The sequence below is a fragment of the Lentzea indica genome (assembly GCF_012184385.1).
Taxonomy (GTDB): Bacteria; Actinomycetota; Actinomycetes; order Mycobacteriales; family Pseudonocardiaceae; genus Lentzea; species Lentzea indica.
Window position 1 is genome coordinate 1 of the sequence record NZ_VSRL01000130.1, and the last position, 25,590, is coordinate 25,590.

Here is a 25,590-nt window from a genome sequence, read left to right on the forward strand (position 1 = left end):
GCCATGACCGCCGACCCGGACCTCGCCGCGGATCTGCTCGACGCACTCGCCGCCGTGCTGCCGCTGGCCGCGGTCGTCGTCCCCGCGGACAACGGCGCACGTGCTTTCGCGCTGGGAGAACGACTTCAGCAGGCACTCACCGCGGCGAACGCCAAGCCGGAACGCCGCGCCGCCGTACGCCTCGCGCAGGCCCGCGTCGCGGCTGTCGCCGGTCAGTGGGAACGCGGGCTCGACCTGATCGCGACAGCCGGGGAGACGGACGCGGCCGTCGACGTCGTCAAAGCGACGCTCCTGCTCGGGCTCAACCAGCTGGACCTCCTGCCGAAGGTCCGCGCACTGGCCGAACGCGCTGCCGCCACCGGAACTCCGGAGATCGTCTGCGAGGCCCTCGAAGTGCTCACCCGGTGCACGCGAGGCCAGGATCTCGCCGAGGCACGGCAACACGTCCAGCGCTGGCAGCACACCGCGGAACAGCACGGGCTCGCGGCGTGGCGGTTGCGAGCGTTGCTGGAGCTGGGAATCACCGACAAGTACCTGACGGTCGGCGTCGACACCCTGCTCGCCGCCAGGCAGGCCGCGCTCGACGCCGGCGCGATCGTCATCCTGATCGCGGCCGACCTGCACCTGGGCGCCACCTACCTCGTTCGTGACGAGTACGACCTGGCCGCGAAGTACGGCGCGAGTGCAGGAGCAGCCACCGAGAAGCTGGGCCTGCACGCGTTGAAAGCGCTCGCCGTCGCCATCGAGGCCGGTATCGCGTCCGTGCACGGCGACCGCAAAGCCACCGACAAGGCATTGGCCCAGCTGCGTGATCACGGTGGATCCGAGGAGATCTGGTCGTACAGCTCGGCGATCTGCGCGTTGATGGAGGAGCGGTACGAGCGCGCGCTGGCCGAGTTCGACGAGGTGGAGAAGGCCGTCAAGGAACCACGCATCCTTCGCGGCACCTTCTACCAGGGACCGCGGCTGCTGGTGCGGGTCGCGCACGGTCTCGCCGGCTGGCCGGAGTACGAACGACTGGCCGAGTCGCACCTCTCCCAGGTTCGCCTGCACCGCACGTACTTCGCCTGGAGCCGCGCCATCCTGCTCGGCCGTGACGGCGAGGCCGCCAAAGCCGGCGTTGCCGCCGCCGAAGCACTGGAACTCAGCACCGGACTCGGGTTGCCGCGCTACCTGGGCCTGAGACTCGCGGGCCCGAGCGCGCTGGCCGACGGCTGGGGCGAGCCGCTGGAGTGGTTGCGCGAGGCCGAGGAACACTTCCACCGGTTCGGCGTGCCCGCCGTCGCCGCGGCGTGCCGGGCGGTGTTGCGCGAGGCGGGAGCACCTCAGCAACGACGGCGGCGCGACCACGACACCGTGCCCGCCGTGCTGCGCAAGGCCGGCGTCACGGTCAGGGAGTACGAGGTGCTGCGGCTCGTCGCCGAACGGTTCGGCAACGCCGAGATCGCCGAACGGCTGTTCCTGTCCCCCCGAACGGTCGAACGCCACGTCGCGAGCCTCAAGGCCCGCACCGGCCAGCCGAGCCGCGCCGGCCTCATCTCCTACGCCCGGCCGCTAATTGGGGGCTCAGCCCCCATGTAGACCTGCCAGCTGACAGGAAGACTCCCGGACAGGTCGGCGGCGCTGGACTCGGAGGGGTGTTCAGCGCCGTCGTCACCCATGCCGGAAAATTCCTCGGAGCGAGATGTCGAAAACCGGCATCTCCCGTTCGACGCACTGATGACAGCACGTCAGAACACCAAGGAGAAACCCGATGCGCACCCTGATCGCCACCGCGTTCGTCTCGCTCGACGGCGTCATCGAAGCGCCCGGCGGCGAGCCCGGTCACCGCAGCTCCGGCTGGACCTTCAAGGACATCGAGTTCGACGAGGCCGCCTACGAGCTCAAGGGCCGTGAGCAGGAGGAGGCCGCGGCGATGATGATGGGCAGGGTCAGCTACGAGGCGTTCTCCCCGGTGTGGCCGACGCTCGACTACTTCCCGCGGTACAACGCGATGCCGAAGTACGTCGTGTCCAGCACGCTGAAGGAAGACGAGCTGGTCGACAACTGGGGTGAGATCACCATCCTCCGGTCGCTCGACGACGTGGTCGCGCTGAAGGACACGGAGGGCGGGCCGATCTCCATCCACGGCAGCGCCACGCTGAACCGCAACCTGTCCGACGCCGGCCTGATCGACCGCTACCACCTGCTGGTGTTCCCGCTGCTGCTCGGTGCGGGCAAGCGGATGTTCAGCGAGACCGACAAGGACAAGCAGATGCTGAAGCTGGTCGAGAGCGAGTCCTACTCGAACGGCATCCAGAAGCTCGTCTACGACGTCGTTCGCTGATGTACCAGTTCGTTGCGGTGTCAGCTGAACCAGCATGAAGCCCCGCCGGACGTCAGGCCCGGCGGGGCTCGGGCGTCAGCTCAACGGCCGTGAGAACACCTCCAGCCGGTGGCGCGGGTCGGTCGCGCCCTGCAGGACCGCGTAGAGCCGCTGTTCGTGAACGTCTTCGACCACGAGCGTTGGATCGCGTCGATGAACGAGCTCGCGGCTGAGCTGACCGCAGGCTTTCAGGCGAGGTTCGGGTATCCGCCGGACGAGAACAAGGTCACGCCGGCGACCGGACCGCTGCCAGAGGGTGTGGAGCAGCTGCCGGCACCGCTCGCCGAGTTCTATCGGCACGTGGAGCAGGTTTCCTTGCCCGACCTGCAGAACGCCTACTTCGTGTCGATGGCGCAAGCCACGGTGAACGGGCGCGACGGCAGGTTGCCGGTGCGGATCGAGGGACCGATCACCGCCGATGTGGTGAGCTTCGGCTCTGATGGCGGTGGCACGTTGTTCGCGCTGGGGCTTCCTGATGGTGCGCCCGTCTACATGTTGCCGCCGAGCGGTTTCGACGATGCGGGTGTCTACGACGACTACGACTCACGGGTAAGGGTGGTGGCCGCGAACTTGCCGGAATTCCTGGAAAAGCTGCAGGTCATGCTCGACGACTTCCTGCACGATCGCTACGACGGGAGTCGCTGCTTCCCGTCCTGATCACCTCCGGAATTTCGACTGACGGTTGCCCATTTGCCGCCAATGGGGTTGGGTTGACGCCAACTTCGGCGGGCGGGGGCCACCAGGTGAACGTGCTCGAGTACGTGGCCGATCGCTGGGATCGGCTGTCATTGCAGGCGTTGCTGCACGTCAGTGCCGTGGTGCAGTGCACGGTTCTGGCTGCGGTCATCGGGGTGGCGACCGGGGTCGCCGTCTATCGCAGCCCGGTCGGATCCGCGCTGGCCACGGCGTTGGCGAGCACGATTCTGACCATTCCGTCGTTCGCGCTGCTGGCGTTGCTGATTCCGGTGTTCGGGCTGGGCGCGGACACAACGGTTGTCGCCTTGGTGCTTTACGCGTTGCTGCCGATCGTGCGCAACACGATCGTGGGACTCGCCGGCGTGGATCCGGCGGTGAGCGATGCGGCCAGAGGCATCGGCATGAGCAGATTCGGCGTGCTGACGCGTGTTGAGCTGCGGTTGGCGTGGCCCGCGATTCTGGCGGGAATGCGGGTCGCCACGCAGATGCTGATGGGCATCGCGGTGATCGCGGCCTACGCGAAAGGGCCAGGGCTCGGTTCCGAGGTGTTCTCCGGACTCGCGAACGCGGGCAGTGCGAACTCGCTGAACCAGGCCCTCACCGGAACGATCGGCGTGGTGATCCTCGCCCTGCTGCTCGACGGGATTTACGTGCTGGTCAACCGAATCACCGTTTCCAGGGGTGTCCGTGGCTGAAAAGGGCAGTGAGATCCGGCTCGACCACGTGACCAAGCGATATCCGGGGCAGAAGGCGGCGGCCGTCGAGGACTTCTCGATGGTCGTGCCGGCCGGGAAGATCGTGGTGTTCGTCGGTCCGTCCGGGTGCGGCAAGACGACGACCATGCGGATGATCAACCGGTTGATCGAGCCGACCTCGGGCACGATCACGATCGGCGGTGAGGACGCGCTGAAGATCGACCCGGACGACCTGCGGCGCCGGGTGGGGTACGCGATCCAGCAGGCGGGGCTGTTCCCGCACTTCACGGTGGCGCAGAACATCGGCGTCGTGCCTGGGCTGTTGGGCTGGGACAGGAAGAAGACCGCGGATCGCGTCGAGGAGATGATGGACCTCGTCGGGCTCGATCCCGGTGAGTTCTCGGGGCGGTTCCCGCGCCAGCTCTCCGGTGGCCAGCAGCAACGGGTCGGGGTGGCGCGGGCGCTCGCGGCCGACCCGCCGGTGCTGCTGATGGACGAACCGTTCGGTGCGGTCGACCCGATCACGCGCGGGCACCTTCAGGACGAGCTTCTGCGGCTGCAGAACGAGCTCCGCAAGACGATCGTGTTCGTCACGCACGACTTCGACGAGGCGGTGAAGCTCGGCGACAAGATCGCCGTGCTCGGCGACAGGTCCACGATCCTGCAGTACGACACGCCCGACGCGATCCTGGCCAACCCGGCGGACGACACGGTGGCCGGGTTCGTCGGTGCCGGTGCGTCGCTGAAGGCGTTGACGTTGCTGAGGGTTCGCGACGTCGAGCTGGGTCAGGCGGTGACCGCCAGGGTTGACGCCCTGCCGTCCACTGTGGAGCTGGGCGAGGAACGGTTCGTGCTGGTGCTCGACCAGCGCGACCGGCCGTTGCGCTGGGTGCACCTCAAGGAGCTGGCGCACGCGAAGTCGCTGGCCGGCGCCGGACGGCCGGTGCAGGACTCCGTGACGTTGCAGTCGACGCTGCGGGACGCGTTGGAAGCGATGGTCAACGAGGGCGGCCGCGCTGTCGTCACCGGGAACAGGGGTGAGTACGTCGGCACGCTCGACCTCACGACCGTGACCGAGGTCGTGCAACGGCTGCGGGCGAACGCATGACGGCGGAGCGGATCAGGTTCTGGGCGCAACCCGTCGCGGTGCTGCTGATCGTCGGCGGGGTGCTGGCGTGGGTGTTCTCCAGCAGGCTCACCGCGACCGAGAAGAGCACGCTGAACGCGTCCTCGCTGGTGAAAGCACTGGCCGATCACCTGTTGATGACCGTCGTGGTGACCGCGATCGTTGTCCTGGTCGCGGTTCCCGCTGGCATCGTCGCGACCCGGCCGTGGGCGCGCTGGCTCGCCCCGGTGTTCCTGGCGATCGCGAACGTCGGCCAGGCCGCGCCCGCGTTGGGCGTGCTGGTGCTGTGGTTCCTGCTCACCGGCGCTTCCGGCGGGCTGTGGGTGGCCGCGCTTCCGCTCGCGTTCTACTCGTTGCTTCCGGTGCTGCGCAACACGATCGTCGGCCTGCAGCAGGTCGATCCGTCCCTTGTGGACGCAGGGCGCGGCATCGGCATGTCGGCGTCGGGTGTGCTGTGGCGGGTCGAGTTCCCGCTGGCCACACCGCTGATCCTCGCCGGTCTGCGCACCTCGCTGGTGCTCGCGGTCGGCACCGCCACGTTCGGCCTGTTCGTCAACGCGGGCGGGTTCGGGTTGCTCATCGACACCGGCTACAAGCTGAACCTGATGAAGGTCCTGGTGACCGGCTCGGCGCTGGCGGCGGGCCTCGCGCTGCTGGTCGACTGGATCGGCGCGGTGATCGAGCAGTGGTTCGGCCCGAAGGGGTTGCGATGAGGGCCATCCTGCTGATCGCACTGTTGTGTCTCGCGAGTTGTGGCTTGGACGTCAACACCGCGTTGCCGTACAAGGTGTTTCCGGCGTCGATCAAGCAGGAGCCGGCGCTCAAAGGTGTCGAGATCACCGTGGGGTCCAAGGACTTCACCGAGAACATCCTGCTCGGCTACCTGGCGGAGATGGCGCTGTCCGCGGCAGGCGCGGACGTCGTCGACCTGACCGACCTGAAGGGCTCGCAGACCGCGCGGCAGGCCCTGCTCAACGGTGAGGTCGACGTCACGTGGGAGTACACCGGCACCGGCTGGATCAACTACCAGGGCAACGAACTTCCCGTGACCGGTGGTGAACAGGCGCAGTACGACGCCACGAAGAAGGCGGACCTCGAACGGTTCGGCGTCGAGTGGCTCGCCTACTCACCGCTCAACGACCAGTACGCATTCGCCGTCACAGAAGCCTATGGCTCACAACACAACCTGCGCACCACGTCCGACCTGGCCGCGTTCCTCGGCAAGAACCCCGACCAAGCGGTGTTCTGCCTGGAGACGGAGTTCACCAGCCGTCAGGACGGTTTTCCCGCAGCGGAACGGACCTACGGCTTCCCCGTCACCGAGGTGAAGAACTTCGGCATCGGCACGATCTACTCGGCCGTCGCCGGCGGCACCTGCCCCGTCGGAGAGGTGTTCACAACGGACGGTCGCATCGCCGCGCAGAAGCTCCGCGTGCTGGAGGACGACAAGAAGGCCTTCCCGCAGTACAACGTCGCACCGACCGTGCGAGCGGAGTTCCTGGCCCGCCACCCGCAGATCCGCGGTCCACTGGAGACGGTCAGCCGCGCGCTGACCAACGACCAGATGATCGAGCTGTGCCGTCAGGTCGACGTGGAGGGCAAGGACGCGGGCGCGGTCGCCCGAGAGTGGATGGTGTCGAAGGGGTTCATCCGGACGGACTGATCAGCCTCGCAGCGGCCGGACCTCTCCCAGTGCCTCGACCAGGCGGTCCGGCAGCTTGATGGTGCCGTGACCGTCGGTGGACACCGTGGCGTACACCAGGCCTCCGCTGCAGACGATCTCATCGTCCCTGCGGAACGCGAAGTCGAGGGTGAAGCTCTTGCCGCCGATCCTGGACGTGCTGATGAGAACCTCGGTCCTGTCACGTGACCTGACGCCCGCGCTGAAGTCGAGGTCCACGTGCACGACATGCGCGTCGAACCCCATGTCGGGCCACGTTCCGTACGGCAGGCCGCGGTGGACGAAGAAGGCGGCGACCGCCTCGTCCACGTGCCCGAGGTACCACATGTTGAACATGACGCCCTGGCCGTCGATCTCGTAGAACCGAGGCGTGAAGACGTAGCCGGACCAGACCTCGTCGTGGCTCGCCCCCAGCGAGCTTCGCGTTGCCATGCACCGATCCTATGGTGGGATCGGTCGCCGCAGACCCGCATCCGGTTGCCGTTTGGCCGATTGACGCCGGTGAATCCCCACGAGAGGTTGAAGCAAACCGAAGGGGGAGAAGCGAAGCGATGCGAGCTACCTTGAGAACCCTGCTGGGTGTCACGCTGGCCGTCGGCGGCGTGGTCGTCGCGGTCGAACCGGCGATGGCGGCGGGACCGTGTTCTGTCAACACGACAAGGACGACCACCGGCGGGTTCGTCGTCAAGACCTCCTGCTCCAAGCCGAACGCGTTCATCGACGGCTACGGCAGCACGACCGGGGACGCGAACCGGGAAGCCTTGCTGCTGCGCCAGTTCCAGGTCAACGGCGGACCGTTGTGCAGCGGCAGCCTCGGTCGCGGGGCCGTCGGCGGCTTCGAGGTGAAGCTGTCCTGCTCCAGCCCGAACTCGTTCGTCGACGCGTACGGCACCACGCTGTCGGACGCCGCACGCGAGGCCCGGCTGCTGAAGGAGATCGCGCCGGGCCGCCATTGCAGTCACTCGCTCGTGCGGGCCATCGCCGGTGGTTACGAGGTCAAGGGGTCCTGCTCGAAGCCGACCGTGTTCTTCAGCGGTGTCGGCAGCACCGTCACGCAGGCCACGGAGAACGCGCGACTGTCCTCAGGCGTCGGCTGAGTTCTTGCGATCGGTGTGGCCCAGCGACCGCTCCGGTGCCACCCGGTCGCGCACCAGCTGCTTGAGCACCGCCAGGTCGGGGAAACCGTCCTGTTCCTTGCGTGACCACACGGTCTCGCCGTCGAGCCGCACGTCGAACACGCCACCGGTGCCGGGGATCAGTGCGACCTCACCCAGCTCGGTCGTGAACGTGGTCAGCAGCTCCTGCGCGGTCCATCCGGCGCGCAGCAACCACCGGCACTGGGTGCAGTACTCGATCTCCAGACGCGGTGTTCTCATGCCTGAGTCTTAACAGACGTGCCGGCGCGGGTCGCGTCCGTGCCCCAGCTGGCCAGCAGCTGCAGCGCCTCGGCGGACGCGGTGCCGGGTTCGGCGTGGTAGGTGGTCAGGAACAGGTCGGGCTCGCTGGGCATCTTCAGCGTCTCGTACGACAGCGTCATCTCGCCCACGAGCGGGTGGCGCAGCACCTTGGTGCCGAAGCTCTTCTCCTTGACGTCGTGCCTGGCCCAGAGCTGCCGGAACAGCTCGCTCTTCACGGAAAGTTCCCCGACCAGTGCGGCCAGGTCGGGGTCGTCCGGGTAGCAGCCAGCGTCCATCCGCAGGAACCCGACGACGTCCTCCGCCTTGCTCTGCCAGTTGACGAAGAGCTCCTGGTAAGAGGGGCGCAGGAAGATCAGCCGCGCCCAGTTGCGGTCCCGTGGCGCCAGCTCGCCCCAGTCGCCGAACAACGCCGCGGCCATCGGGTTCCACGCGTGGATGTCCGAACGCCGCCCGCCGATGTACGCGGGCACACCGACGCCGTCGAGCAGGTGCTGCAGCGCGGGCCGCACCTGGGTTCGGGTGGCCCTCTTCTTGCCCGGCTTGCTGTGCGCGAGGTTCCGCAGGTGCGCGCGTTCGGCGTCGTTGAGCCGCAACGCGCGGGCGATCGAGTCCAGCACCTCGGCCGAGACGTTGCGTCCGTTGCCCTGCTCCAGGCGCGTGTAGTACGCGACAGAGACGCCGGCGAGCTGCGCCAGCTCTTCGCGGCGCAGGCCCGGCACGCGGCGGGTCCTGCCGTACCGGGGCAGCCCGACGTCGTCGGGGGACAGCCGCGCCCGGCGGCTGCGCAGGAACTCGCTCAGCTCGGTGCGCGGATCGGTCATGCCTCCGAGTATCCCCGGACCAGGCACGTTGTGCCTGCTACTGCCAGTGGTACGCACACCGGTCGTACGAAAACCAGGTGTCTGGGCAGACCCCTCCAACGGGAGCAGTGTCGGCAAGCGACACGACGAACGAGGAGAGACCTGATGAGCACCGTCGCTGCCTACGCCGCTCCCGCACCCAAGGCACCGCTGGAGCGCACCACCATCGAGCGTCGCGCGGTCGGCGCGCACGACGTTCTGATCGACATCAAGTTCGCCGGCATCTGCCACTCCGACATCCACCAGGTCAACGAGGGCTGGGGTGAGGCGATCTTCCCGATGGTGCCCGGCCACGAGATCGCGGGCGTGGTCGTCGAGGTCGGCTCCGAGGTGACCCGCTACGCCGTCGGTGACCGGGTCGGCGTCGGCTGCATGGTCGACTCGTGCCGCGAGTGCGACAACTGCCTGCGCGGCCTGGAGCAGTACTGCACCGGCGGCGCCACGATGACCTACAACGGCATCGACCGGAACGGCGACGTCACCTACGGCGGCTACTCGAAGCAGATCGTGGTCGACGAGAACTACGCGGTGCGGATCCCGGACGGGCTTCCGCTGAACCTGGCCGCGCCGCTGCTGTGCGCGGGCATCACCGTCTACTCGCCGCTCAAGCACTGGGGTGTCGCGCCGGGCAAGAAGGTCGCCGTCGTCGGGCTGGGCGGGCTCGGGCACATGGGCGTCAAGATCGCCGCCGCGCTCGGCGCCGAGGTGACCGTGCTGTCGCAGTCGTTGCGCAAGAAGGACGACGGGCTCAAGCTCGGTGCCCACGACTACCGCGCCACCAGCGACCCGGCCACGTTCACCGAGCTGGCCGGCAAGTTCGACGTCGTCCTGTCCACGGTGTCCGCTCCGCTGGACTTCGGCGCCTACCTCGGGTTGCTGAAGACGGGCGGCGCGATCGTGAACGTCGGCGCCCCGGAGGAGCCGGTCTCGCTGAACCTGTTCGGACTGCTGGGCGGTCGCAAGACGCTGGCCGGTTCGATGATCGGCGGCATCGCGGAGACCCAGGAGATGCTGGACTTCTGCGCCGAGCACGGCTTGGGCGCCGAGATCGAGCTGATCAACGCCGACGAGATCAACGTGGCCTACGAGCGGGTGCTGTCGAGCGACGTGCGGTACCGGTTCGTGATCGACACCGCGACCATCTGATGTCCGCGGGTGCCGTGCTCAGCCGGGCGGGCACGGCACCCCGGTCTCGTGCGTCTTGACGGCACCGGCGATGACCGAGTCGAGCTGCTGGAGCGTTCCTTGCAGGTCCTCGATCTGCCGCACCACCGACGAGCGGTGCTCCCGCAGCTTCGCCAGGACGTGCGGCGACGCCACGCCGGTCACCACGCACGGCAGCATTTCGAGGATCGCCGCGCTGGAGATGCCGGCCGCGTAGAGCTGCTGGATCAGCTGCACCCGGTCGGCGGCCTTCTCGCCGTACTGCCGTTGCCCGCTCTCGCTGCGTTCGGCGGCGAGAAGGCCCTGCTCCTCGTAGTAGCGCAACGCGCGGACGCTCACGCCGGTCTTCGTCGCCAGCTCGCCGATGCGCATATGACCTCCGCCACAAAAGCTACCTCTGACGTCAATGTCAGGTTCCTAGCCTAGCTCTCATGCTTCTCACCAGCTACCAGCTCGGAAACCTGACCCTGCCGAACCGCCTCGTCATGGCGCCGATGACCCGCGCACGAGCAGTGGACGGCAAACCGATCGCTACGACGGCCACCTACTACGCCCAGCGCGCTACGGCGGGGCTCATCGTCACCGAGGGCGTGCACCCGAACGCGGTTGGCCAAGCTGGTCCGTTCATGCCCGGAGTCCACACGGACGACCAGGTCGAAGCGTGGCGCGTCGTCACGGACGCCGTGCACGCCAACGGAGGCCGGATCTTCGCCCAGCTCATGCACGGCGGCCGCATCGGCCACGTCGAGGTCGCCGGGCACCACCCCGTGGGCCCGTCGGCGATCGCGGCCAACAGCGAGGTGTTCACGCCGACCGGCATCAAGCCCGCACCTGTGCCACGCGCGCTGACCGTCCCAGAGGTTCAGGACCAGGTGCGGGCGTTCGCCGACGCTGCTCGGTGCGCCGTCGACGCCGGGTTCGACGGGGTCGAGCTGCACGGTGCGAACGGCTACCTGATCCAGCAGTTCCTGTCCTCCAACGTCAACCAGCGCACCGACGCGTACGGCGGCTCGATCGCCGGCCGCATCCGGTTCGCCGTCGAGGCGGTCGAAGCGGCGGCGGACGCCATCGGAGCGGATCGCGTCGGCATCCGGCTCTCACCCGGCGGCGAGGTCCAGGACATCGTCGAGTCCGACATGCCCAAGCTGTACGACGCGCTGCTCACCGCGTTGCCGGACATCGCCTACATCCACGTGCTCGCGACCGCTGACGACGAGGTGCTGATGGGGCTGCGCAAGGCGTGGCCGACCGCGTTCATCCTCAACCCCGGCGGCCAGATCGGCCCGCACGAGAGCACGCGCGAGCAGGGGGAGCGCTGGCTCGCCAACGGAGCCGACCTGATCAGCTACGGCCGTGCCTACCTGGGCAATCCCGACCTCGTCGAACGGTTCCGCCTGGGCCTGCCGCTCGTCAGCACCGACCGCGAGACCTGGTTCCAGACGGAGGCGGGGTACATCGACCACCCCAGCTATCAGCACTGAAGCGCGCGCATCAGGTGGTCGACGAGTCGTTCGAGGTAGTCGGGCCCGACCTCCGCGCGGCGCACCGAGAGACGCCAGTAGACCGGCGCGGCGACCAGGTCGAGCGCGATCTCGACGTCGAAGCCCGCCGGTAGCTCGCCTCGTTCGACCGCACGCCGCAGGGTGACGGCACCGAGCGCGCGGCGCGGTTCGCCGATGGTCGCCGCGATCGCCTCCGCCAGTGCGGGACTGCGCGCCGCCTCGGCGGTCAGGTCCGGCAGGATCGTGGCGAAACGCGGGTGGGTCAGCCAGTCGTGCACGGCCTGGACGGTCGCCAGCAGATCGCCGCGCAACGACCCGGTGTCCGGAACTTCGGCCAGTGGCACGGAGAACTCCGACAGCGCCGCGACCACCATGTCCTGTTTGGACGGCCAGCGCCGGTACAGCGCGCTCTTGCCGACCTCCGCGCGTTTGGCCACGGCCTCCATCGACAGCCGGCCGTAACCGTGCAGGGCCAGCTCGTCCAGCACGGCCTCGGTGATCGCGGAGGTGACCTGAGGCTGCAGCACGGCGGCGCCGGTCGGGGTGCGCTTGGTCATGGTGCTCATCATAGGACTGGACGAGACGGTCCCGTCCCGCCTAACGTTGTGGACGGGACGGGACCGTCTCGTCCATTTCGTTCGGAGGAACCGTGGACCTCATCTCGAGGGCGCTGCAGCTGTTGCTGGACAAGGACATGACCGGGTTCGCGGGCCTGTGGGCCGAGGACGGTGTGATGGAGTTCCCGTTCGCCCCGCCCGGCTACCCATCGCGCTTGGAGGGCCGCGCGGCGATCGAGGACCATCTGCGCGACTACCCGAAGATGCTCGACATCCGGGGCTTCCCCAAGCAGGTCGTGCACCAGAGCGCCGACCAGGACGTCGTCGTGGTCGAGTTCGACGCCGAGGGTGTCGTGGTGGCGACCGGCAAGCCGTACCGGTTCTCCTACATCGCGGTGATCACCACCGGCGACGGCGGGATCGTGTCGTACCGGGACTACTGGAACCCGCTCTACGTGCAGGAGCTGGCATGAGCGTCCTGGTCATCGGCGGAACGGGCACCACGGGCAGCCTGCTCGTCGAACGACTGCCCGAGGCGCGTGTCGGCACCAGGAAACCGGTGCGGGACAACCACGTCAGGTTCGACTGGGACGTCCCGGCGACGTACGACAGCGCGTTGGACGGCGTGGATCGGGTCTATCTGATCCCACCGGTGGGTGTCGTCGATCCCGCACCGGTGGTCGAGTCGTTCCTCGCTCGAGCGCGGCTCGTGCGGCGGGTGGTATTGCTGAGCTCGTCCGCGGTGCCGGAGAGCGCCACGGGGATGGGCGCTCTCCCGGCACTGGTGCGGGCGATGCCGGAGTGGGCGGTGCTGCGGCCGTCGTGGTTCATGCAGAACTTCACCGGCGACCACCCGGTCGCCGTTGGTGCCCGTGACGGCGAGATCGTCACGGGCACCGGTGACGGCCGCGTCGGGTTCGTCGACGCCGCCGACATCGCAGCCGTGGCCGCGCGAGCGTTGCTGGACCCGTTGCCGCACAACACGGATCACCTGATCACCGGTCCGGAGGCGCTGAGCTACGCCGATGCCGCCGCGATCATCACCGAGGTCACCGGCCGCCCGGTCCGGCACCGCTCGGTCAGCACCGAGGAGATGACCGAGCGAATCTCCGCCGTTCTGCCGAAGGAGTTCGCCGCGGTCCTCGCCGCACTCGACGAGGACATTCGCCGAGGTGCGGAAGACCGGGTCACCACGACGGTCCAGGACGTGACCGGCAGGCCCGCCCGGTCGTTCCGCGAGTTCCTCAGCTGAACGTCCACCTCGTGGCACCGCCCGGCTCGGTGGTGGCCACGGCGTGGGCGGCGCACAGCGAGATCCGGTAGACGTACCAGGGCGGCGGCCCTCCGCTGGGCGCCGTGTAGGGAGCGGTGAACGCGGCACCCTCGCGTTCTGCGGGCCAGCCGGCCTCGCGGTACCTCGCGGCGATCCGATCCAAAGTGGACTCATCGGTGATCCGGCGGGCGTCGCCCTCCAGCACGAGGTCCATTCCGGTCAGCCGCACCGACACCGTGCAGGCCGGGTTCTCCGCGAGGTTGCGCGACTTGCGGGTGCCCGGCCCGCTCACGAAGTACAGGGCGTTCTCGAACCAGACGGCGCCTATGCCCACCGAATGCGGCCGGCCGTCCGGCCGCACGGTGTTCAGGAAGAACGGCACGTCCTTCGAGGCGGACTCCCGGGCGAGAAGGTCCTGCGCACGGGTCCACTGCAGGGCCGCGGAGCCGTACTGGTCGAGGTTGTGGGTCTCAATCGTCGTGTTCGTCATGCCACTGCGTCGAACGAGCGCCCGCGTTTTCGACACCCGCCATCATCAGCCCATCGAGCGGCACGGCACGACGAAGAACCAGTCCTTCGGCTCGTGCTCCAGCCGTGCCTCCGATGCACCCGCGGTGCAGCCCGCCCGTGCTCGGGCCACGCTCTCGTCCCACGGAACGCCCTTCAACACGGTCTTGGGCTCCTGCAGGTGGGCGAAGACGCTGACGACCACGGCGATCCCGACCAGGTAGCGGCTCCCGCCCACCACCGCGCGTTCCCAGGTCTTCGACGGCGTCGCGTCGAGGCCCACGAAGATCGCGGTGAACAGGAACAGGCACGGCGCGATGCTGTAGCGCTGCCCGGCCATCACGACCTCGGGTGCCTGCACCTGGAGGATCTGGGTCCAGTTCAGCACCAGGCACGCGACGATGACGATCACGCTGTACGCGCCGGCGACCAGCACCAGCGCCCGTCCTGCCCGGTCACCGAATCGCAGGCCCGCCGCGATCGGCACGGCGGCGGCCAGCAGCGCACCGACGATCACCAGGTTGCCGTGGGCCGGGTAGAACTGACTGACCCGCTCGGACCCGGTGAACGCCACGACCGGCACCCGCAGCAGGCTCGCCAGCAGCACCTGCACCGGGTCGACCTCGTCGTGCGAGTACGGCGTACGGGTCGCGACCAGCATCGTGACGCCCTGCACGACCAGACCGGCCAGGAACGCGACCGGCACCTCCTTGCGAGGCAGGAAGAGCCGCACGAGCGCGATCGGTGCCAGGACGAAGACCAGCGGGCTGGAGACGGCGGCGAGGAACACGAACAACGCGACCGGCACGCGTGGGGCGTTGCGCCACAACAACGCCCAGAAGGCGCCGTAGAGCAGGAACCAGTGCAGGTTCGACATGTTGTTCAACGTCTCGGAGTTGCCCGCGGGCAACACGATGACCAGCGACGCCAACGCGAACCGCATCGGCGTCGAACGCAGGTACGCCTTGGAGGCCGCGAACGTGATCAACGCGATCAGCGCCCGCAGCGCGGCCGCCGCGATCGCGAATCCGGCGGCCGTCCACTCGATCGGCAGCAACGCGACCACCTGGGCGACCAGGCGCGGCAACGTGTGCAGGTAGCCGCCGTAGGGCTCGACCAGGTTCGAGAGCACGGGCGCGCGCACGGCGTCGACCATGAACCGGGCGCCGTCCTCGGCCCACAGGTGGTCGAGCCGGGCCCAACCGGCGGGGATGAGCAGCAGGAACGCCATCGAGGCGACGAACGCGCTCACGAAGCCCAGCCACGCCCGTTCGTGCGGAGGGTCGGCCGGCAGCGGGATCACGTCGTCCGCGAGCGCTCTGGGTCGTTCCGCCGTCACTGCCACCTGTCGGTCCCCCGTGTCCGATGCCGAACTCGGGGAGAACGTACCGGTCAGCGCAGAGCGAGGTCCGGCAGGCGCTGGTACGCCGCCCACTGCTCCGCGGACACCGGGGTGATCTTGGACGAGTTCAGCGTCGCCAGCTGGGCCGATCCGATCACCCAGAGCTTGTCGTCGAGCAGCAGCCCGACCTCGCCGTCCGGGTTGGTCACGGCGGGCGCGCCTGCCGGGACCCTGACCGCGAGCTTGAGCGAGTCGGCGCCCTGCGGGCGGGTGCCGAGCACGCCGCGCGCGAACTTCTCCGCCACCGAGCGGCGCTCGAACCGCATCACGCTGCCGCCCACGACGACGTCGAGCGTGCGTTCAGGGGACGGCACCGCGAAGCCGTTGAGCACCGCGTCTCGGCCGCGGTGGCGCAGCCCTTGATGCCGACCACGTCGAGTCCGAAGTGGGTGATGTCCGTCGGCGCTCCCGCCGAGCCGTTGATGGTGGAGCGCAGCACGTCCAGGGCAACCCGGCCGCACGGATCCTTGCCGTCGACAGCCGCATGGCCCTGCGGCGTGCGCACCAGGCCCGGCCCTTCCTTCCAGCTGCCGGGGATCAGCACGGGCTCGAACGGGTGGCGGGTGAAGTCCTTGTTCCAGAACGTGACGGTGGTGCCGTTGTCGGTCGAGTGGGCGATGGCGAACGTCGACGCCGCTTCGATCCACATCCAGTCCGCGCTGAACGCCTCGACCACCGACCGGGTGCGCGGCTGGTTGTTCGACGTCACCGGCTTGAAGCCCTGCGTGCCCAGCGCCTCGACACCCTTGGTGAACAGCGGGTCCTTCGAGCGCAGCACGTACTGACCCGCGCCGTTCTGGTGCGAGGCGAGGCCGGTGGTGTCGGTGAACATCAGGTACACCCAGCCGTCGACGTAGACGGCCGACTGCTGACCGGCGCCGTAGGTGTTCTCGCGGATGTTGTCGCCGGCCGGGGCGATGATCGACTGGCCGCCGTTCTCCCGGTTCCAGCTGATGCCGTCCTTGCTGGACGCGACGCCGACCGAGCTGCCGTTCGCGTGGTTGTCCCGCGACGCGCCGGTGTAATACATGTAATACGTGTCGCCGATCTTGATCAGCGACGGGTCGCACGTGTGCATCGCGTCGAAGCTGGTCGAGCTGCCGGAGAACACCGGGACCGCCGTGCTGAACGGACCGTCGACGCCAGGACCCTCGCTGTAGAGGATGTCGTCACCGCCGGGCGGCGCCGCGCTCAGCTGGCTGCACCACCACGCGCGGACACGGCCGTTGTCGAGCATCACGGCGGGCGCGTAGTTGTACGGCGCGTCCCCGGCCCCCGCCAGCACCGTGCCGGAGCTCTGCCGCCCGTTCTCGGACGCGAGAGTGATCTTGTCCCTCGGTGGTGCCGGTGTCGGCGCCTTCTTCGTCGGAGTGGGCTTGACCTGCTCCGCCGGAACACCGACGGGGTCGCCGGCCGCCGCGTTGGTGCACGCCGTGACCGCACTGAGCAGTGCGAGCGCAGCGAGTAACGCGAGAGGTCGACTACTCAGGGGCACTCACCCATCATAGTGATCAACTCCGCCGGACGGGTGAAGTCCGTTGTCGCAGGTCCGATTCATGTCCGGTCAATGCGTCCTCCTGATGGTCACGGTGAGTGCGGCACCGCTGACCCAGGAGCACATTTCCCGCGATCAACGCCCCGATGAGCAGGACGAACCCAGGGTGAGCGTGAGCTCGTCGAGCTTGCCATCGACGCCGTAGAACCCGGCGAACGCGTCGCAGTTAGTGAGCGCACCCTTCACGCCTGTGATGGTGAGCACACCGGCGTCGTCGCGGTGTCACGTGTACAGCGCCCTGGCCAGTCCGTCGATCACGGAGGCGGTCAGCGGTCCGAAGCTCAGCACCTGGTGGTCGTTCATGTCGACGATCCGGCGCTTCTGCCCGGCCGGCGTCTGCGCGACACCCGGCACACCGGCCATGCCCTCGACTCCACCGACGGACTGAAGTCCCTTCGACATCACCAGAATCACGTCCGGCGCCGCTTTCGACAGCGCTTCCGGCTTGATCGGCTCGGCTCCCCGCAGCCCGCCCTCGGACGCCACGTCGACCCCGCCGACCGCCCTGATCAGCTCGTCCGCACCGGTGCCCTCGCCGAACATCTGGTGGACCCCGGACCGGCCGCGCACGTAGAGGAACACGATCCGCAGCTCCGAGTCGTCGGCGAGCCTGTGCGCCGCGATCTTGGCCTTCTCGATCTCCAGGTTCGTGCGGCGGGCGAGCCTCTCTCCTTCGGCCGGTACCCCGAGCGCGTCGGCCACCTGCTGGATCATCGCGCCGACGTTGTTGACGGCACGCCTGGAGTCCGTGACGACCACGGGAATGCCGGAATCCCTGAGCCGCAGCACCACGTCCCACGGTCCGATCGTGGTGTCGGTGATCACGACCGTCGGCCGCAGCCCGAGGATCGCCTCCGCGTTGAGCTGGTGCCCGTTCGTCGTGATGAGCGGAAGCCCTGCGGCGGCGGGGAATCCGGTCGAGATGTCCCGCCCCGCCATCCTGCCGCCGAGTCCCAGCCCGAACACCGTCGCGCCGAGCGTGCCGTAATTGTCGAAGGCGAGAATCCGGTCTGCGCTGGTCACCGTGACCTTGGTGCCCTGCGCGTCTGTGACAGTCGTGGGCAGCTTCGGCGTGACGTTGTCGCTGATCGGCACGATGTCCGGCTCGGCCACCGTCGCGGTGCTCGGGCCCGTCTTTTCTCTGGGGTCCTTGGGTTCGAGCTGTTCCAACGGCGTCCGGTCCGGGTTGCCCTGCGGCACCTCGGGCGTGTTCCTGCCTGCGGACCCGGTGCACCCCGCGGCCAGCAAGATCGTGAGCACGACCAGCCAGATTCTCACCACCTGAACTTAACTCGCCTGGCCTGGCCGTCCAGAGGTGAAGGTCCCGCCACATCCGATTTCCTTTTCAGGCCAAGGACAAAGTGATGGCAAGAAGATCCTGGTGATCGCGGCCGCCCGCGAACCGCGGAACCAGACGAGGAACCTCGCCGGGCCCCGGCCCGCGCACAAAGCCCGTCACCGTCGGCAGGTCCGCGAACCGTTGCAGGACTTCGGAAGCCTGGCCGCGTGGTGCAGTGGTTCGTCAAGCAGGGCAACGAGGTCATCGTCCAACAACGGCATCGTCGAGCTCCATCAGCTGCCCAGGTAGCGGACGACGGCCATCACGCGGCGGCTCAGGCCGGACGAGCCGGTGAGGCCGAGCTTGTCGAAGATCGCGTTGATGTGTTTTTCCGCGGCGCTCTGCGAGATGTGCAGCTGCTCGGAGATGCGGGCGTTCGTGAGGCCCTGCGCCATCAGCTCCAGGACGTCCTTCTCCCGTCTGGTCAGCGTTTCGAGCGGGTCGACGTGGGTCGTCCTGGTCAGCAGCCGGCGCACGACCTCCGGGTCGAACGCCGCGCCGCCCGCCGCGACCCGGTCCAGCGCCTCGAGGAACTCGTCGACCTGGGCCACGCGGTCCTTGAGCAGGTAGCCGACCTTGCCGTCGGTGCTGGTGATCAGCTCGGTGGCGTAGCGGTTCTCGACGTACTGGGAGAGCACGAGCACGCTGACGTCCGGCCACTTGCGGCGGATCGTGAGCGCGGCGCGCATGCCGTCGTCTTTGTGGTCCGGCGGCATCCGGACGTCGGTGACCACGATGTCCGGCCGGTGTTCCTCGGTGGCCTTCAGCAGCTCCGGTGCCGTGCCGACGGCCGCGACCACGTCGTGGCCCTCCTCGGCGAGCAACCGGATCAGGCCCTCGCGCAGCAGCGTCGAGTCCTCGGCCAGGATCACCCGCACGGCAACCTCGCGTAGATCGTGGTGGGACCGCCGAGCGGGCTGGTCACCTCGAAGTCTCCGTCCACCGCCTTGACGCGGCGGGCCAGCCCCGACAGGCCGGTGCCGGTGGGGTCCGCGCCGCCGATGCCGTCGTCCCACACCATGATCGTGATGTCGTCCTTGCCCGGCCACAACGAGACCTCGACGACCGACGGATCGGCGTACTTGGCCGCGTTGTTGACCGCCTCGGAGACCACGAAGTAGATCACCGTCTCCAGTGCGGTGCCGGGCGAGGTCTTCAGCTCGTTGCCGATGTCGACGCGCACGCTCGACCGTTCCGCCAGCACTTCGAGCGCTGCATCCAAGCCCGAGTCGTCGAGCACGGCCGGGTACACCCGCGTGGCGACCTCGCGCAGCTCGTCGATGGTCTCGCCCGCGGTGTCGTGCGCCTGGCGCAGCAACTGCTGGAGCTGCTCGTCGTCCTTCGCCCGGCGAGCCCTGCCGATCAACATCCCGAGCGCGACCAGCCGCTGTTGAACGCCGTCGTGCAGATCCCGCTCGATGCGCCTGCGCTCGTCGTCGATCGCCTCGATCACGTCGGCCCGCGTGCTGGTCAGCTCCGCGACCCGTTGGCGCAGCAGCGTTTGCTGACTCGTCCCGAGCACCGTCGTGGCGAGCCACCTGTCCAATGCGGCCACTCCCGGCACGCCTGCCGTCGTCACGAAGATGACCAGCGCACCCGGAATCGTGACCAGCGCGAGCAGTTCCGCACTGACGTGATCGCCGTCCTTGACGAGTCCCCAGGTGCCGTCGAACAGCCACGCCGTCACCATCGAGATCGCGACGGCGTACCAGAACAACAGCATGCAGATCACGCCCGCGCCGAGCAGGCCGACCAGCCACCGCGCCGCGAGATACCGGCGGCACCCGCCCTTGCCGAGCGGAGTGGTGTACACCGCCCGGTCGAAGCGGGCGATCCTGCGCAACTCGTACTCGGTCAACCTGATCGTGCCCGTGCCCAGCGCCGCCGCGGCCAGACCCAGCAGGCCCGTCACCGAGCCGATCGTCAGCCCGAAGAGCATCCGGAACCACGTGCGCACCAGCGATCCCGCGCTGAGCTGTTCGTCCTGGTGCACGTTCGTCACCGTACTGGCTCTCATTACAGGGGGCATTGCGGTTTTCCACAGTATTGCCCTGCGGTTTTCCCCTCGGTTCTCGACGGCCAACCTCATGGTCCCGCCGTTCACCCGTTCCTAGCGTTGACCCCGACCGAAAACCGTTGTGCAAGGGGGAAACAATGCTGACTGAGTGGGCCGTCGACCTGATGGAATCGCTGGGAGGCTTCGGCGCGGCCGTGGTCGTGGGCCTGGACAACCTGTTCCCGCCGATCCCGAGCGAACTGGTGTTACCTCTCGCCGGCTTCTCCGCGAGCAGGGGCGTGTTCAGCCTGCCCGCGGCCCTGTTCTGGACCACCCTGGGCTCGGTCGCGGGCGCCGTCATCGTCTACTTCGCGGGCATGCTCCTGGGCCGCTCCCGCACCCGCCGCCTGGTGGCCCGCATCCCACTGGTCCGCGTGACCGACTTCGACAAAACCGAAGCCTGGTTCACCCGCCACGGCACCAAAGCCGTGTTCTTCGGCCGAATGGTGCCGCTGTTCCGCAGCTTCATCTCGCTGCCCGCCGGCGTGGAACGCATGAACTTCCCGCAATTCCTCGTCCTCACCACTGCGGGCAGCCTGATCTGGAACACGGTGTTCGTCGGTGCGGGCTACCTGCTGGGTGAGAACTGGCACCGAGTGGAGGCCTACGCCGGCATCTTCCAAAAGCTCGTGCTGCTGGCCGTGGGCGTGGCCTTCGTCCTGTTCGTGGTGACGCGCCTGCGTCAGCGCTCGAAGGGCGACCCGGAAACCACGGAGGTCCTGCCTCGTGTCAGGCGATGACCTTGCCGCGCAACACGATCCTGCTGGGTCGCAGCAGTACGGACGGATCCTCGACCGGGTCCGCGTCGTAGGCGACGACGTCCGCAAGCCCGCCGTCCACCAAGCTCGGCAGGCCCAGCCACGACCGCGCGGTCCACGACCCCGCCCCGATGGCTGCCTCGACCGGCATCCCGGCCTTGATCAGCCACGAGATCTCGGCGGCCACCTGACCACACGGCTTGGTGTCGGTCCCCGCCAACACGGTGACCCCGGCCTCGTGAGCCGCGCGCACGGTCGGGAACGCGTGCTCCCACCCGCTGAGGATCCACTCCCGGAACCGCGCGTCCGACGACGCGTCCAGACCCGACCTGGTCTTGGCGATCGCCGAGAAGGTCGGCACGAACGCCGTCCCCTGAGCCGCCATCCGCGGAAGGAGCGAGTGATCGAGGTGCATCCCGTGCTCGAGGCTGTCCGCCCCTGCGAGCACCGCGTTGCGGCATCCCTCAGCGGTCTGGCAGTGCACGGCGACCCGCCCACCGGCGGCGTGCACGGCCTCGACCAGGGACGTCAGAACCTCCAGTGGCACAGGGGGATCGTCCGGCATCCAGTCGCCGATCACCTTGCACCAGCCCACCGAAGCCTCCTCGACCGCGGCAGCGACCAGCTCCTCCTCGGAGACCCGCCTGCCGTAGCCGGCGAAGAAACGCCCTGGCGTGGCGAGCCAGCGGCCGGCCCGCACCAACCGGGGCAGATCGGGTTCGTCAGCCCTGTCCAGCACCGGATCCGGCGAGCCGGGCGAACGCACCGTCAGCACACCGGCGGACCGGTGCGCGAGCATGTGCTCCCGGAACATGGTGTGGTCGTAGGCGTCGCCGGGCTTCTCCATGCCGGCGTGCGAGTGCACGTCGACCAGCCCCGGCAGCAACCACACATCGTCCGAAGTGGACGAATCCACGGTGCGCAGCCGTTCGCCTTCAACGACGAACGAGACCGGCGAACGCTCGGGCAGAGCGATCCCGGAGATCGTGACCCCCATGAAAACGACGGTACCCCAGGCCGGGGGAGTGGCCTGGGGTACCGGGGAGGGGCTGGATCAGACGTCGAAGCGGTCCGCGTTCATGACCTTGTTCCACGCGGCGACGAAGTCCTGCACGAACTTCTCCGACGCGTCGTCACTCGCGTAGACCTCGGCGAGGGCGCGCAGCTCGGAGTTCGAGCCGAACACCAGGTCGTTGCGGGTACCGGTCCACCGGACAGCACCGGTGGCGCGGTCGCGACCCTCGAAGTTCTCCTGGTCCTCGGTGACCGACTTCCACTCCGTCTCCATGTCGAGCAGGTTGACGAAGAAGTCGTTGGTCAGCGTCTCCGGCTTCTGCGTGAGAACGCCGGCGGTCGAGCCGCCGTGGTTCGCACCCAGCACGCGCAGACCACCGACGAGCACGGTCATCTCCGGCGCGGAGAGGCCGAGCAGGTTGGCCCTGTCGATCAGCAGGTACTCCGACGGCAGCGGGGTGGCCTTGCCGCCGTAGTTGCGGAAGCCGTCGACGACGGGCTCCAGCACCGCGAACGACTCCGCGTCGGTCTGCTCCTGGGTGGCGTCGGTGCGGCCGGCGAGGAACGGCACCTCGACCTCGTGGCCAGCGGCCTTGGCGGCCTGCTCGATCGCCGCGGCGCCGCCGAGGACGATCAGGTCGGCCAGCGAGACCTTCTTGCCGCCGGTCTGGGCGCTGTTGAACGCCTCCTGGACGCCCTCCAGAACACGCAGCACCTGCGCGAGCTGGTCGGGCTCGTTGACCTCCCAGTTGCGCTGCGGCTCAAGGCGAATGCGCGCACCGTTCGCGCCACCGCGCTTGTCGCTCTGGCGGAACGACGACGCGGAGGCCCACGCGGTCTTGACCAGCTGCGAGACCGAGAGACCCGTCTCCAGGACCTTGGCCTTGAGAGCGGCCACGTCGTCCGCGGAGATCAGCTCGTGGTCGACGACCGGCAGGCGGTCCTGCCAGATCAGCTCCTCCTGCGGCACCTGCGGGCCGAGGTAGCGCTGGATCGGGCCCATGTCGCGGTGGGTCAGCTTGAACCACGCGCGGGCGAAGGCGTCGGCGAACGCCTCGTGGCTCTCCGCGAACTTGCGGGAGATCGGCTCGTAGATCGGGTCGAAGCGCAGCGCGAGGTCCGTGGTCAGCATCATCGGCGTGCGGTTGAGCGTGCCGTCCTCGGGGTCCGGCACCGTGTTGGCGCCCGCGCCGTCCTTCGGCTTCCACTGGTGCGCGCCGGCGGGGGACTTGGTGAGCTCCCAGTCGAACGCGAAGAGGTTCTGGAAGAACAGGTTGGTCCACTCGGTGGGCTTCTGCGTCCAGGTGACCTCGAGGCCGGAGGTGATGGTGTCGCGGCCCTTGCCGGTGCCGTGCGTGCTGATCCAGCCGAAGCCCTGCGCGTCCATCAGCGCGCCCTCGGGCTCGGCGCCGACCAGCGACGGGTCGCCGGCACCGTGCGCCTTGCCGAAGGTGTGGCCACCGGCGATGAGTGCCACGGTCTCCTCGTCGTTCATGCCCATGCGGCCGAACGTCTCGCGGATGTCGCGGGCGGCGGCCAGCGGGTCCGGGTTGCCGTTCGGGCCCTCCGGGTTGACGTAGATCAGGCCCATCTGGACCGCGGCCAGCGGGGACTCCAGGTCGCGCTCACCGCTGTAGCGGGCGTCGCCGCCGAGCCACTCGGTTTCCGGGCCCCAGTACACGTCCTCGTCCGGCTCCCACACGTCCGCGCGGCCACCGGCGAAGCCGAAGGTCTCGAAGCCCATGGTCTCCAGCGCGCGGTTGCCCGTGAAGATCATGAGGTCGGCCCAGGAGACCTTCTTGCCCCACTTCTTCTTGACCGGCCAGAGCAGACGGCGGGCCTTGTCCAGGTTGCCGTTGTCCGGCCAGCTGTTCAGCGGGGCGAAGCGCTGCATGCCCGCGCCGGCCCCACCGCGACCGTCGTGGGTGCGGTAGGTGCCCGCGCTGTGCCACGCCATGCGGATCATGAACGGGCCGTAGTGGCCGAAGTCCGCGGGCCACCAGTCCTTCGACTCGGTGAGCGCGGCGTCGACGTCGCGCGCCAGCTCGTCGAGGTCGACGGTCAGGAACTCCTGGCCGTAGTCGAAATCACCGCCCATGGGGTTGGCCTGGACGGGGTGCTTGCGGAGGATCCGGAGGTTGAGCTGGTTGGGCCACCAGTCGCGGTTGCTGCCGCCCTCGCTGGGGTGGCTGCGTCGCCCGTGTGCGACCGGGCAGCCGCCGGCCTCCTCCACGTTCAGCTCGCTCACCTTGGCGTCAGTGCTGTCGGACACGGGAATCCCTCCGGGGTGTTCAGGAACTTTTCGCGGCGGTCGTGCACTCGGGGCATGTGCCCCAGTAGATGACCTCGGCCTCGTCGATGACGAACCCGTGGTCGTCGGATGCGTCCAGGCAAGGCGCGGCACCGACAGCACAGTCGACGTCGGAAATGGCACCGCAGGATCTGCACACGACGTGGTGGTGGTTGTCCCCGACGCGCGCCTCGTAACGCGCAACCGAGCCCTGGGGCTCGATGCGTCGCAACAGGCCGGCTCCTGTCAACGCGCGGAGCACGTCGTACACAGCCTGGTGGGAGACCGCGCCGAGGTTTTGCCGCACGACACCGATGATCGAGTCCGTGTCGGCGTGAGGGTGGGTGTGCACCGCGGACAGCACAGCTATCCGCGGAGCCGTCACCCGAAGTGACGCTCCACGCAACATGCGCTCGAAGTCCGAAGCCGTGGGCACGGGGCTCACCCTGCCGTCTTTTCTGGAGTGAGTCAAGTTAACGAACGATGCAATTCACTCGAACTGGTCATCACCGCACGGCGGACACGGCGCCGGCCAGCCGCCGCACGCCCTCGGCGAGCACGTGCTCAGGTGCGCCGCCGTAGGTCAAACGGAGAAAACTGCCGGGCGGTTCAGCGGCGAACCACGGCCGTCCTGGAAACACCACGACGTCACGTGCGGCGGCTGCCGTCGTCAGCTCCAGGTCGTCGATGCCGTCCGGCAACCCGGCCCACAGGTGCAGTCCGCCGGACGACCTCGCGACGTCGAACTCCGGCAGGTGCTCGTGGATCGCGCGCGCCAGAGCGTCCCGCCTGGACCTCAAGGACAGCTGGAGCGTGCGGAGGTGCCTGCGCCAGACCGGGGACGTCACGAAGTCGATCGCGGCCTCCTGCAGCGGTCCCGCGACGTACAGGTCCTGCCGCGACCGGGTGTTCTTCAACCGGGTGCCCGCCGGTCCGCGGGCTCCGATCACGGCGACGCGCAGTCCCGGTGCGGCGACCTTGGTCAGTGAGCGGACGTAGACCACGTGGCCGTCGCTGTCCTGCGAGACGAGCGTCGGCGGCGCGGTGCCGTCGACGGTGAAGCCGCGCGCCCAGTCGTCCTCGACCAGGAACGCGCCGACGGTGCGGACGATCCGCATGACCTCGAGGCGGCGCTCGTCGGACAGCACGGCGCCGTGCGGGTTCGCGTGCAGCGGCTGGCAGTAGAAGAGCTTCGCGCCGGTCCGCTCGAACGCGGCCTGGAGCAGGTCGGGCCGCACGCCGTCCTGATCAGCGGGCACCGGGACGACCTTGAGCCCCGCGTCGCGCGCGGCCGCGATCGCGCCGAGGTAGGTGGGCGACTCGACCAGCACG

29 protein-coding genes are annotated in these 25,590 nt (G+C 68.7%); 13 read left to right on the forward strand and 16 right to left on the reverse strand.

Annotation, left to right across the window (positions count from 1 at the left end):
- The 7 genes from FXN61_RS29555 to FXN61_RS29585 form a co-directional block, all read left to right on the forward strand.
- A partial coding sequence (locus FXN61_RS29555; RefSeq protein WP_167977283.1) for a helix-turn-helix transcriptional regulator occupies positions 1-1,581 on the forward strand: 1,581 nt, incomplete at its 5' end.
- A gap of 172 nt (positions 1,582-1,753) precedes the next feature.
- Positions 1,754-2,326 (forward strand): dihydrofolate reductase family protein, encoded by a 573-nt coding sequence (locus FXN61_RS29560; protein WP_167977284.1) that lies wholly within the window; start codon positions 1,754-1,756, stop codon positions 2,324-2,326.
- A 108-nt stretch (positions 2,327-2,434) separates the two neighbouring features.
- Positions 2,435-3,022 carry a hypothetical protein gene (locus FXN61_RS29565; RefSeq protein ID WP_167977285.1) on the forward strand — a complete coding sequence of 196 codons (588 nt, stop codon included), beginning with the start codon at positions 2,435-2,437 and terminating at the stop codon, positions 3,020-3,022.
- Between the two features lie 86 nt (positions 3,023-3,108).
- Positions 3,109-3,756, forward strand: coding sequence for an ABC transporter permease (locus tag FXN61_RS29570; protein WP_167977286.1), 648 nt, complete (start codon positions 3,109-3,111; stop codon positions 3,754-3,756).
- The gene (locus FXN61_RS29575) at positions 3,743-4,864 is read left to right on the forward strand and encodes an ABC transporter ATP-binding protein (protein ID WP_167977287.1); all 1,122 of its coding nucleotides are present in this window, start codon (positions 3,743-3,745) and stop codon (positions 4,862-4,864) included. The genes FXN61_RS29570 and FXN61_RS29575 overlap by 14 nt, the downstream gene beginning before the upstream one ends.
- The gene (locus tag FXN61_RS29580; RefSeq protein WP_167977288.1) at positions 4,861-5,595 is read left to right on the forward strand and encodes an ABC transporter permease; all 735 of its coding nucleotides are present in this window, start codon (positions 4,861-4,863) and stop codon (positions 5,593-5,595) included. Before FXN61_RS29575 ends, FXN61_RS29580 begins: the two co-directional genes overlap by 4 nt.
- Entirely contained in the window at positions 5,592-6,545 is a 954-nt protein-coding gene (locus tag FXN61_RS29585) for a glycine betaine ABC transporter substrate-binding protein (protein ID WP_167977289.1), read from the forward strand. Before FXN61_RS29580 ends, FXN61_RS29585 begins: the two co-directional genes overlap by 4 nt.
- On the opposite strand, the gene FXN61_RS29590 is transcribed toward FXN61_RS29585, so the two are convergent.
- Complete coding sequence (locus FXN61_RS29590; protein ID WP_167977290.1) at positions 6,546-6,995, reverse strand: acyl-CoA thioesterase; 450 nt, start codon at positions 6,993-6,995, stop codon at positions 6,546-6,548.
- Between the two features lie 119 nt (positions 6,996-7,114).
- Between FXN61_RS29590 and FXN61_RS29595 the strand changes: the two genes are divergently transcribed.
- Positions 7,115-7,660, forward strand: a complete 546-nt coding sequence (locus FXN61_RS29595) for a hypothetical protein (RefSeq protein WP_167977291.1) — start codon at positions 7,115-7,117, stop codon at positions 7,658-7,660.
- Here the strand turns inward: FXN61_RS29595 and FXN61_RS29600 are convergent.
- Both FXN61_RS29600 and FXN61_RS29605 read right to left on the reverse strand, forming a co-directional pair.
- Positions 7,646-7,939 carry an Rdx family protein gene (locus tag FXN61_RS29600; RefSeq protein WP_167977292.1) on the reverse strand — a complete coding sequence of 98 codons (294 nt, stop codon included), beginning with the start codon at positions 7,937-7,939 and terminating at the stop codon, positions 7,646-7,648. The two genes, FXN61_RS29595 and FXN61_RS29600, sit on opposite strands and share 15 nt — an antisense overlap.
- Entirely contained in the window at positions 7,936-8,802 is an 867-nt protein-coding gene (locus FXN61_RS29605) for a helix-turn-helix domain-containing protein (RefSeq protein WP_167977293.1), read from the reverse strand. The genes FXN61_RS29600 and FXN61_RS29605 overlap by 4 nt, the downstream gene beginning before the upstream one ends.
- Positions 8,803-8,946: 144 nt before the next feature.
- Between FXN61_RS29605 and FXN61_RS29610 the strand changes: the two genes are divergently transcribed.
- Positions 8,947-9,987, forward strand: coding sequence for an NAD(P)-dependent alcohol dehydrogenase (locus FXN61_RS29610; RefSeq protein ID WP_167977294.1), 1,041 nt, complete (start codon positions 8,947-8,949; stop codon positions 9,985-9,987).
- An 18-nt stretch (positions 9,988-10,005) separates the two neighbouring features.
- Here the strand turns inward: FXN61_RS29610 and FXN61_RS29615 are convergent, their stop codons facing one another.
- On the reverse strand, positions 10,006-10,377 hold the full coding sequence (locus FXN61_RS29615) for a MerR family transcriptional regulator (RefSeq protein WP_167977295.1): 372 nt from the start codon (positions 10,375-10,377) through the stop codon (positions 10,006-10,008).
- Positions 10,378-10,436: 59 nt separating this feature from the next.
- On the opposite strand from FXN61_RS29615, the gene FXN61_RS29620 reads away from it, so the two are divergent.
- Entirely contained in the window at positions 10,437-11,486 is a 1,050-nt protein-coding gene (locus FXN61_RS29620) for an alkene reductase (protein ID WP_167977296.1), read from the forward strand.
- Here the strand turns inward: FXN61_RS29620 and FXN61_RS29625 are convergent.
- Positions 11,477-12,064, reverse strand: a complete 588-nt coding sequence (locus FXN61_RS29625) for a TetR/AcrR family transcriptional regulator (protein WP_246292164.1) — start codon at positions 12,062-12,064, stop codon at positions 11,477-11,479. The two genes, FXN61_RS29620 and FXN61_RS29625, sit on opposite strands and share 10 nt — an antisense overlap.
- A 92-nt stretch (positions 12,065-12,156) precedes the next feature.
- On the opposite strand from FXN61_RS29625, the gene FXN61_RS29630 reads away from it, so the two are divergent.
- Together FXN61_RS29630 and FXN61_RS29635 are read left to right on the forward strand one after the other, a co-directional pair.
- Positions 12,157-12,537 (forward strand): nuclear transport factor 2 family protein, encoded by a 381-nt coding sequence (locus FXN61_RS29630; protein WP_312878081.1) that lies wholly within the window; start codon positions 12,157-12,159, stop codon positions 12,535-12,537.
- Positions 12,534-13,316, forward strand: a complete 783-nt coding sequence (locus FXN61_RS29635) for a Rossmann-fold NAD(P)-binding domain-containing protein (RefSeq protein WP_167977297.1) — start codon at positions 12,534-12,536, stop codon at positions 13,314-13,316. Before FXN61_RS29630 ends, FXN61_RS29635 begins: the two co-directional genes overlap by 4 nt.
- Here FXN61_RS29635 and FXN61_RS29640 read toward each other — a convergent pair.
- From FXN61_RS29640 to FXN61_RS29665, 7 genes are all read right to left on the reverse strand, one after another.
- Positions 13,309-13,827 (reverse strand): pyridoxamine 5'-phosphate oxidase family protein, encoded by a 519-nt coding sequence (locus tag FXN61_RS29640; RefSeq protein WP_167977298.1) that lies wholly within the window; start codon positions 13,825-13,827, stop codon positions 13,309-13,311. The genes FXN61_RS29635 and FXN61_RS29640 overlap by 8 nt on opposite strands.
- A gap of 45 nt (positions 13,828-13,872) precedes the next feature.
- Entirely contained in the window at positions 13,873-15,189 is a 1,317-nt protein-coding gene (locus tag FXN61_RS29645) for a hypothetical protein (RefSeq protein WP_167977299.1), read from the reverse strand.
- 47 nt (positions 15,190-15,236) lie between these two features.
- Positions 15,237-15,560, reverse strand: coding sequence for a hypothetical protein (locus FXN61_RS55755; protein WP_312878082.1), 324 nt, complete (start codon positions 15,558-15,560; stop codon positions 15,237-15,239).
- Positions 15,512-16,741 carry a beta-xylosidase gene (locus tag FXN61_RS29650; RefSeq protein ID WP_312878083.1) on the reverse strand — a complete coding sequence of 410 codons (1,230 nt, stop codon included), beginning with the start codon at positions 16,739-16,741 and terminating at the stop codon, positions 15,512-15,514. The genes FXN61_RS55755 and FXN61_RS29650 overlap by 49 nt, the downstream gene beginning before the upstream one ends.
- Positions 16,742-17,023: 282 nt before the next feature.
- Positions 17,024-18,079 (reverse strand): heme/hemin ABC transporter substrate-binding protein, encoded by a 1,056-nt coding sequence (locus FXN61_RS29655; RefSeq protein ID WP_312878084.1) that lies wholly within the window; start codon positions 18,077-18,079, stop codon positions 17,024-17,026.
- A 294-nt stretch (positions 18,080-18,373) separates the two neighbouring features.
- Positions 18,374-19,018, reverse strand: coding sequence for a response regulator transcription factor (locus tag FXN61_RS29660; protein ID WP_167977300.1), 645 nt, complete (start codon positions 19,016-19,018; stop codon positions 18,374-18,376).
- A complete protein-coding gene (locus tag FXN61_RS29665; protein ID WP_223165650.1) occupies positions 19,009-20,133 on the reverse strand; it encodes a sensor histidine kinase in 1,125 nt (374 codons plus the stop codon). The genes FXN61_RS29660 and FXN61_RS29665 overlap by 10 nt, the downstream gene beginning before the upstream one ends.
- A 161-nt stretch (positions 20,134-20,294) precedes the next feature.
- On the opposite strand from FXN61_RS29665, the gene FXN61_RS29670 reads away from it, so the two are divergent.
- Positions 20,295-20,936, forward strand: coding sequence for a DedA family protein (locus FXN61_RS29670; protein ID WP_167977302.1), 642 nt, complete (start codon positions 20,295-20,297; stop codon positions 20,934-20,936).
- Here FXN61_RS29670 and FXN61_RS29675 read toward each other — a convergent pair.
- The 4 genes from FXN61_RS29675 to FXN61_RS29690 form a co-directional block, all read right to left on the reverse strand.
- The gene (locus FXN61_RS29675) at positions 20,926-21,951 is read right to left on the reverse strand and encodes an amidohydrolase family protein (protein WP_188135612.1); all 1,026 of its coding nucleotides are present in this window, start codon (positions 21,949-21,951) and stop codon (positions 20,926-20,928) included. The genes FXN61_RS29670 and FXN61_RS29675 overlap by 11 nt on opposite strands.
- Positions 21,952-22,008: 57 nt before the next feature.
- Complete coding sequence (katG, locus tag FXN61_RS29680; RefSeq protein WP_167977303.1) at positions 22,009-24,240, reverse strand: catalase/peroxidase HPI; 2,232 nt, start codon at positions 24,238-24,240, stop codon at positions 22,009-22,011.
- 19 nt (positions 24,241-24,259) lie between these two features.
- Positions 24,260-24,694, reverse strand: coding sequence for a Fur family transcriptional regulator (locus tag FXN61_RS29685; RefSeq protein ID WP_167977304.1), 435 nt, complete (start codon positions 24,692-24,694; stop codon positions 24,260-24,262).
- 70 nt (positions 24,695-24,764) lie between these two features.
- The coding region (locus tag FXN61_RS29690; RefSeq protein ID WP_167977305.1) for an aminotransferase-like domain-containing protein at positions 24,765-25,590 on the reverse strand (826 nt) is incomplete at its 5' end.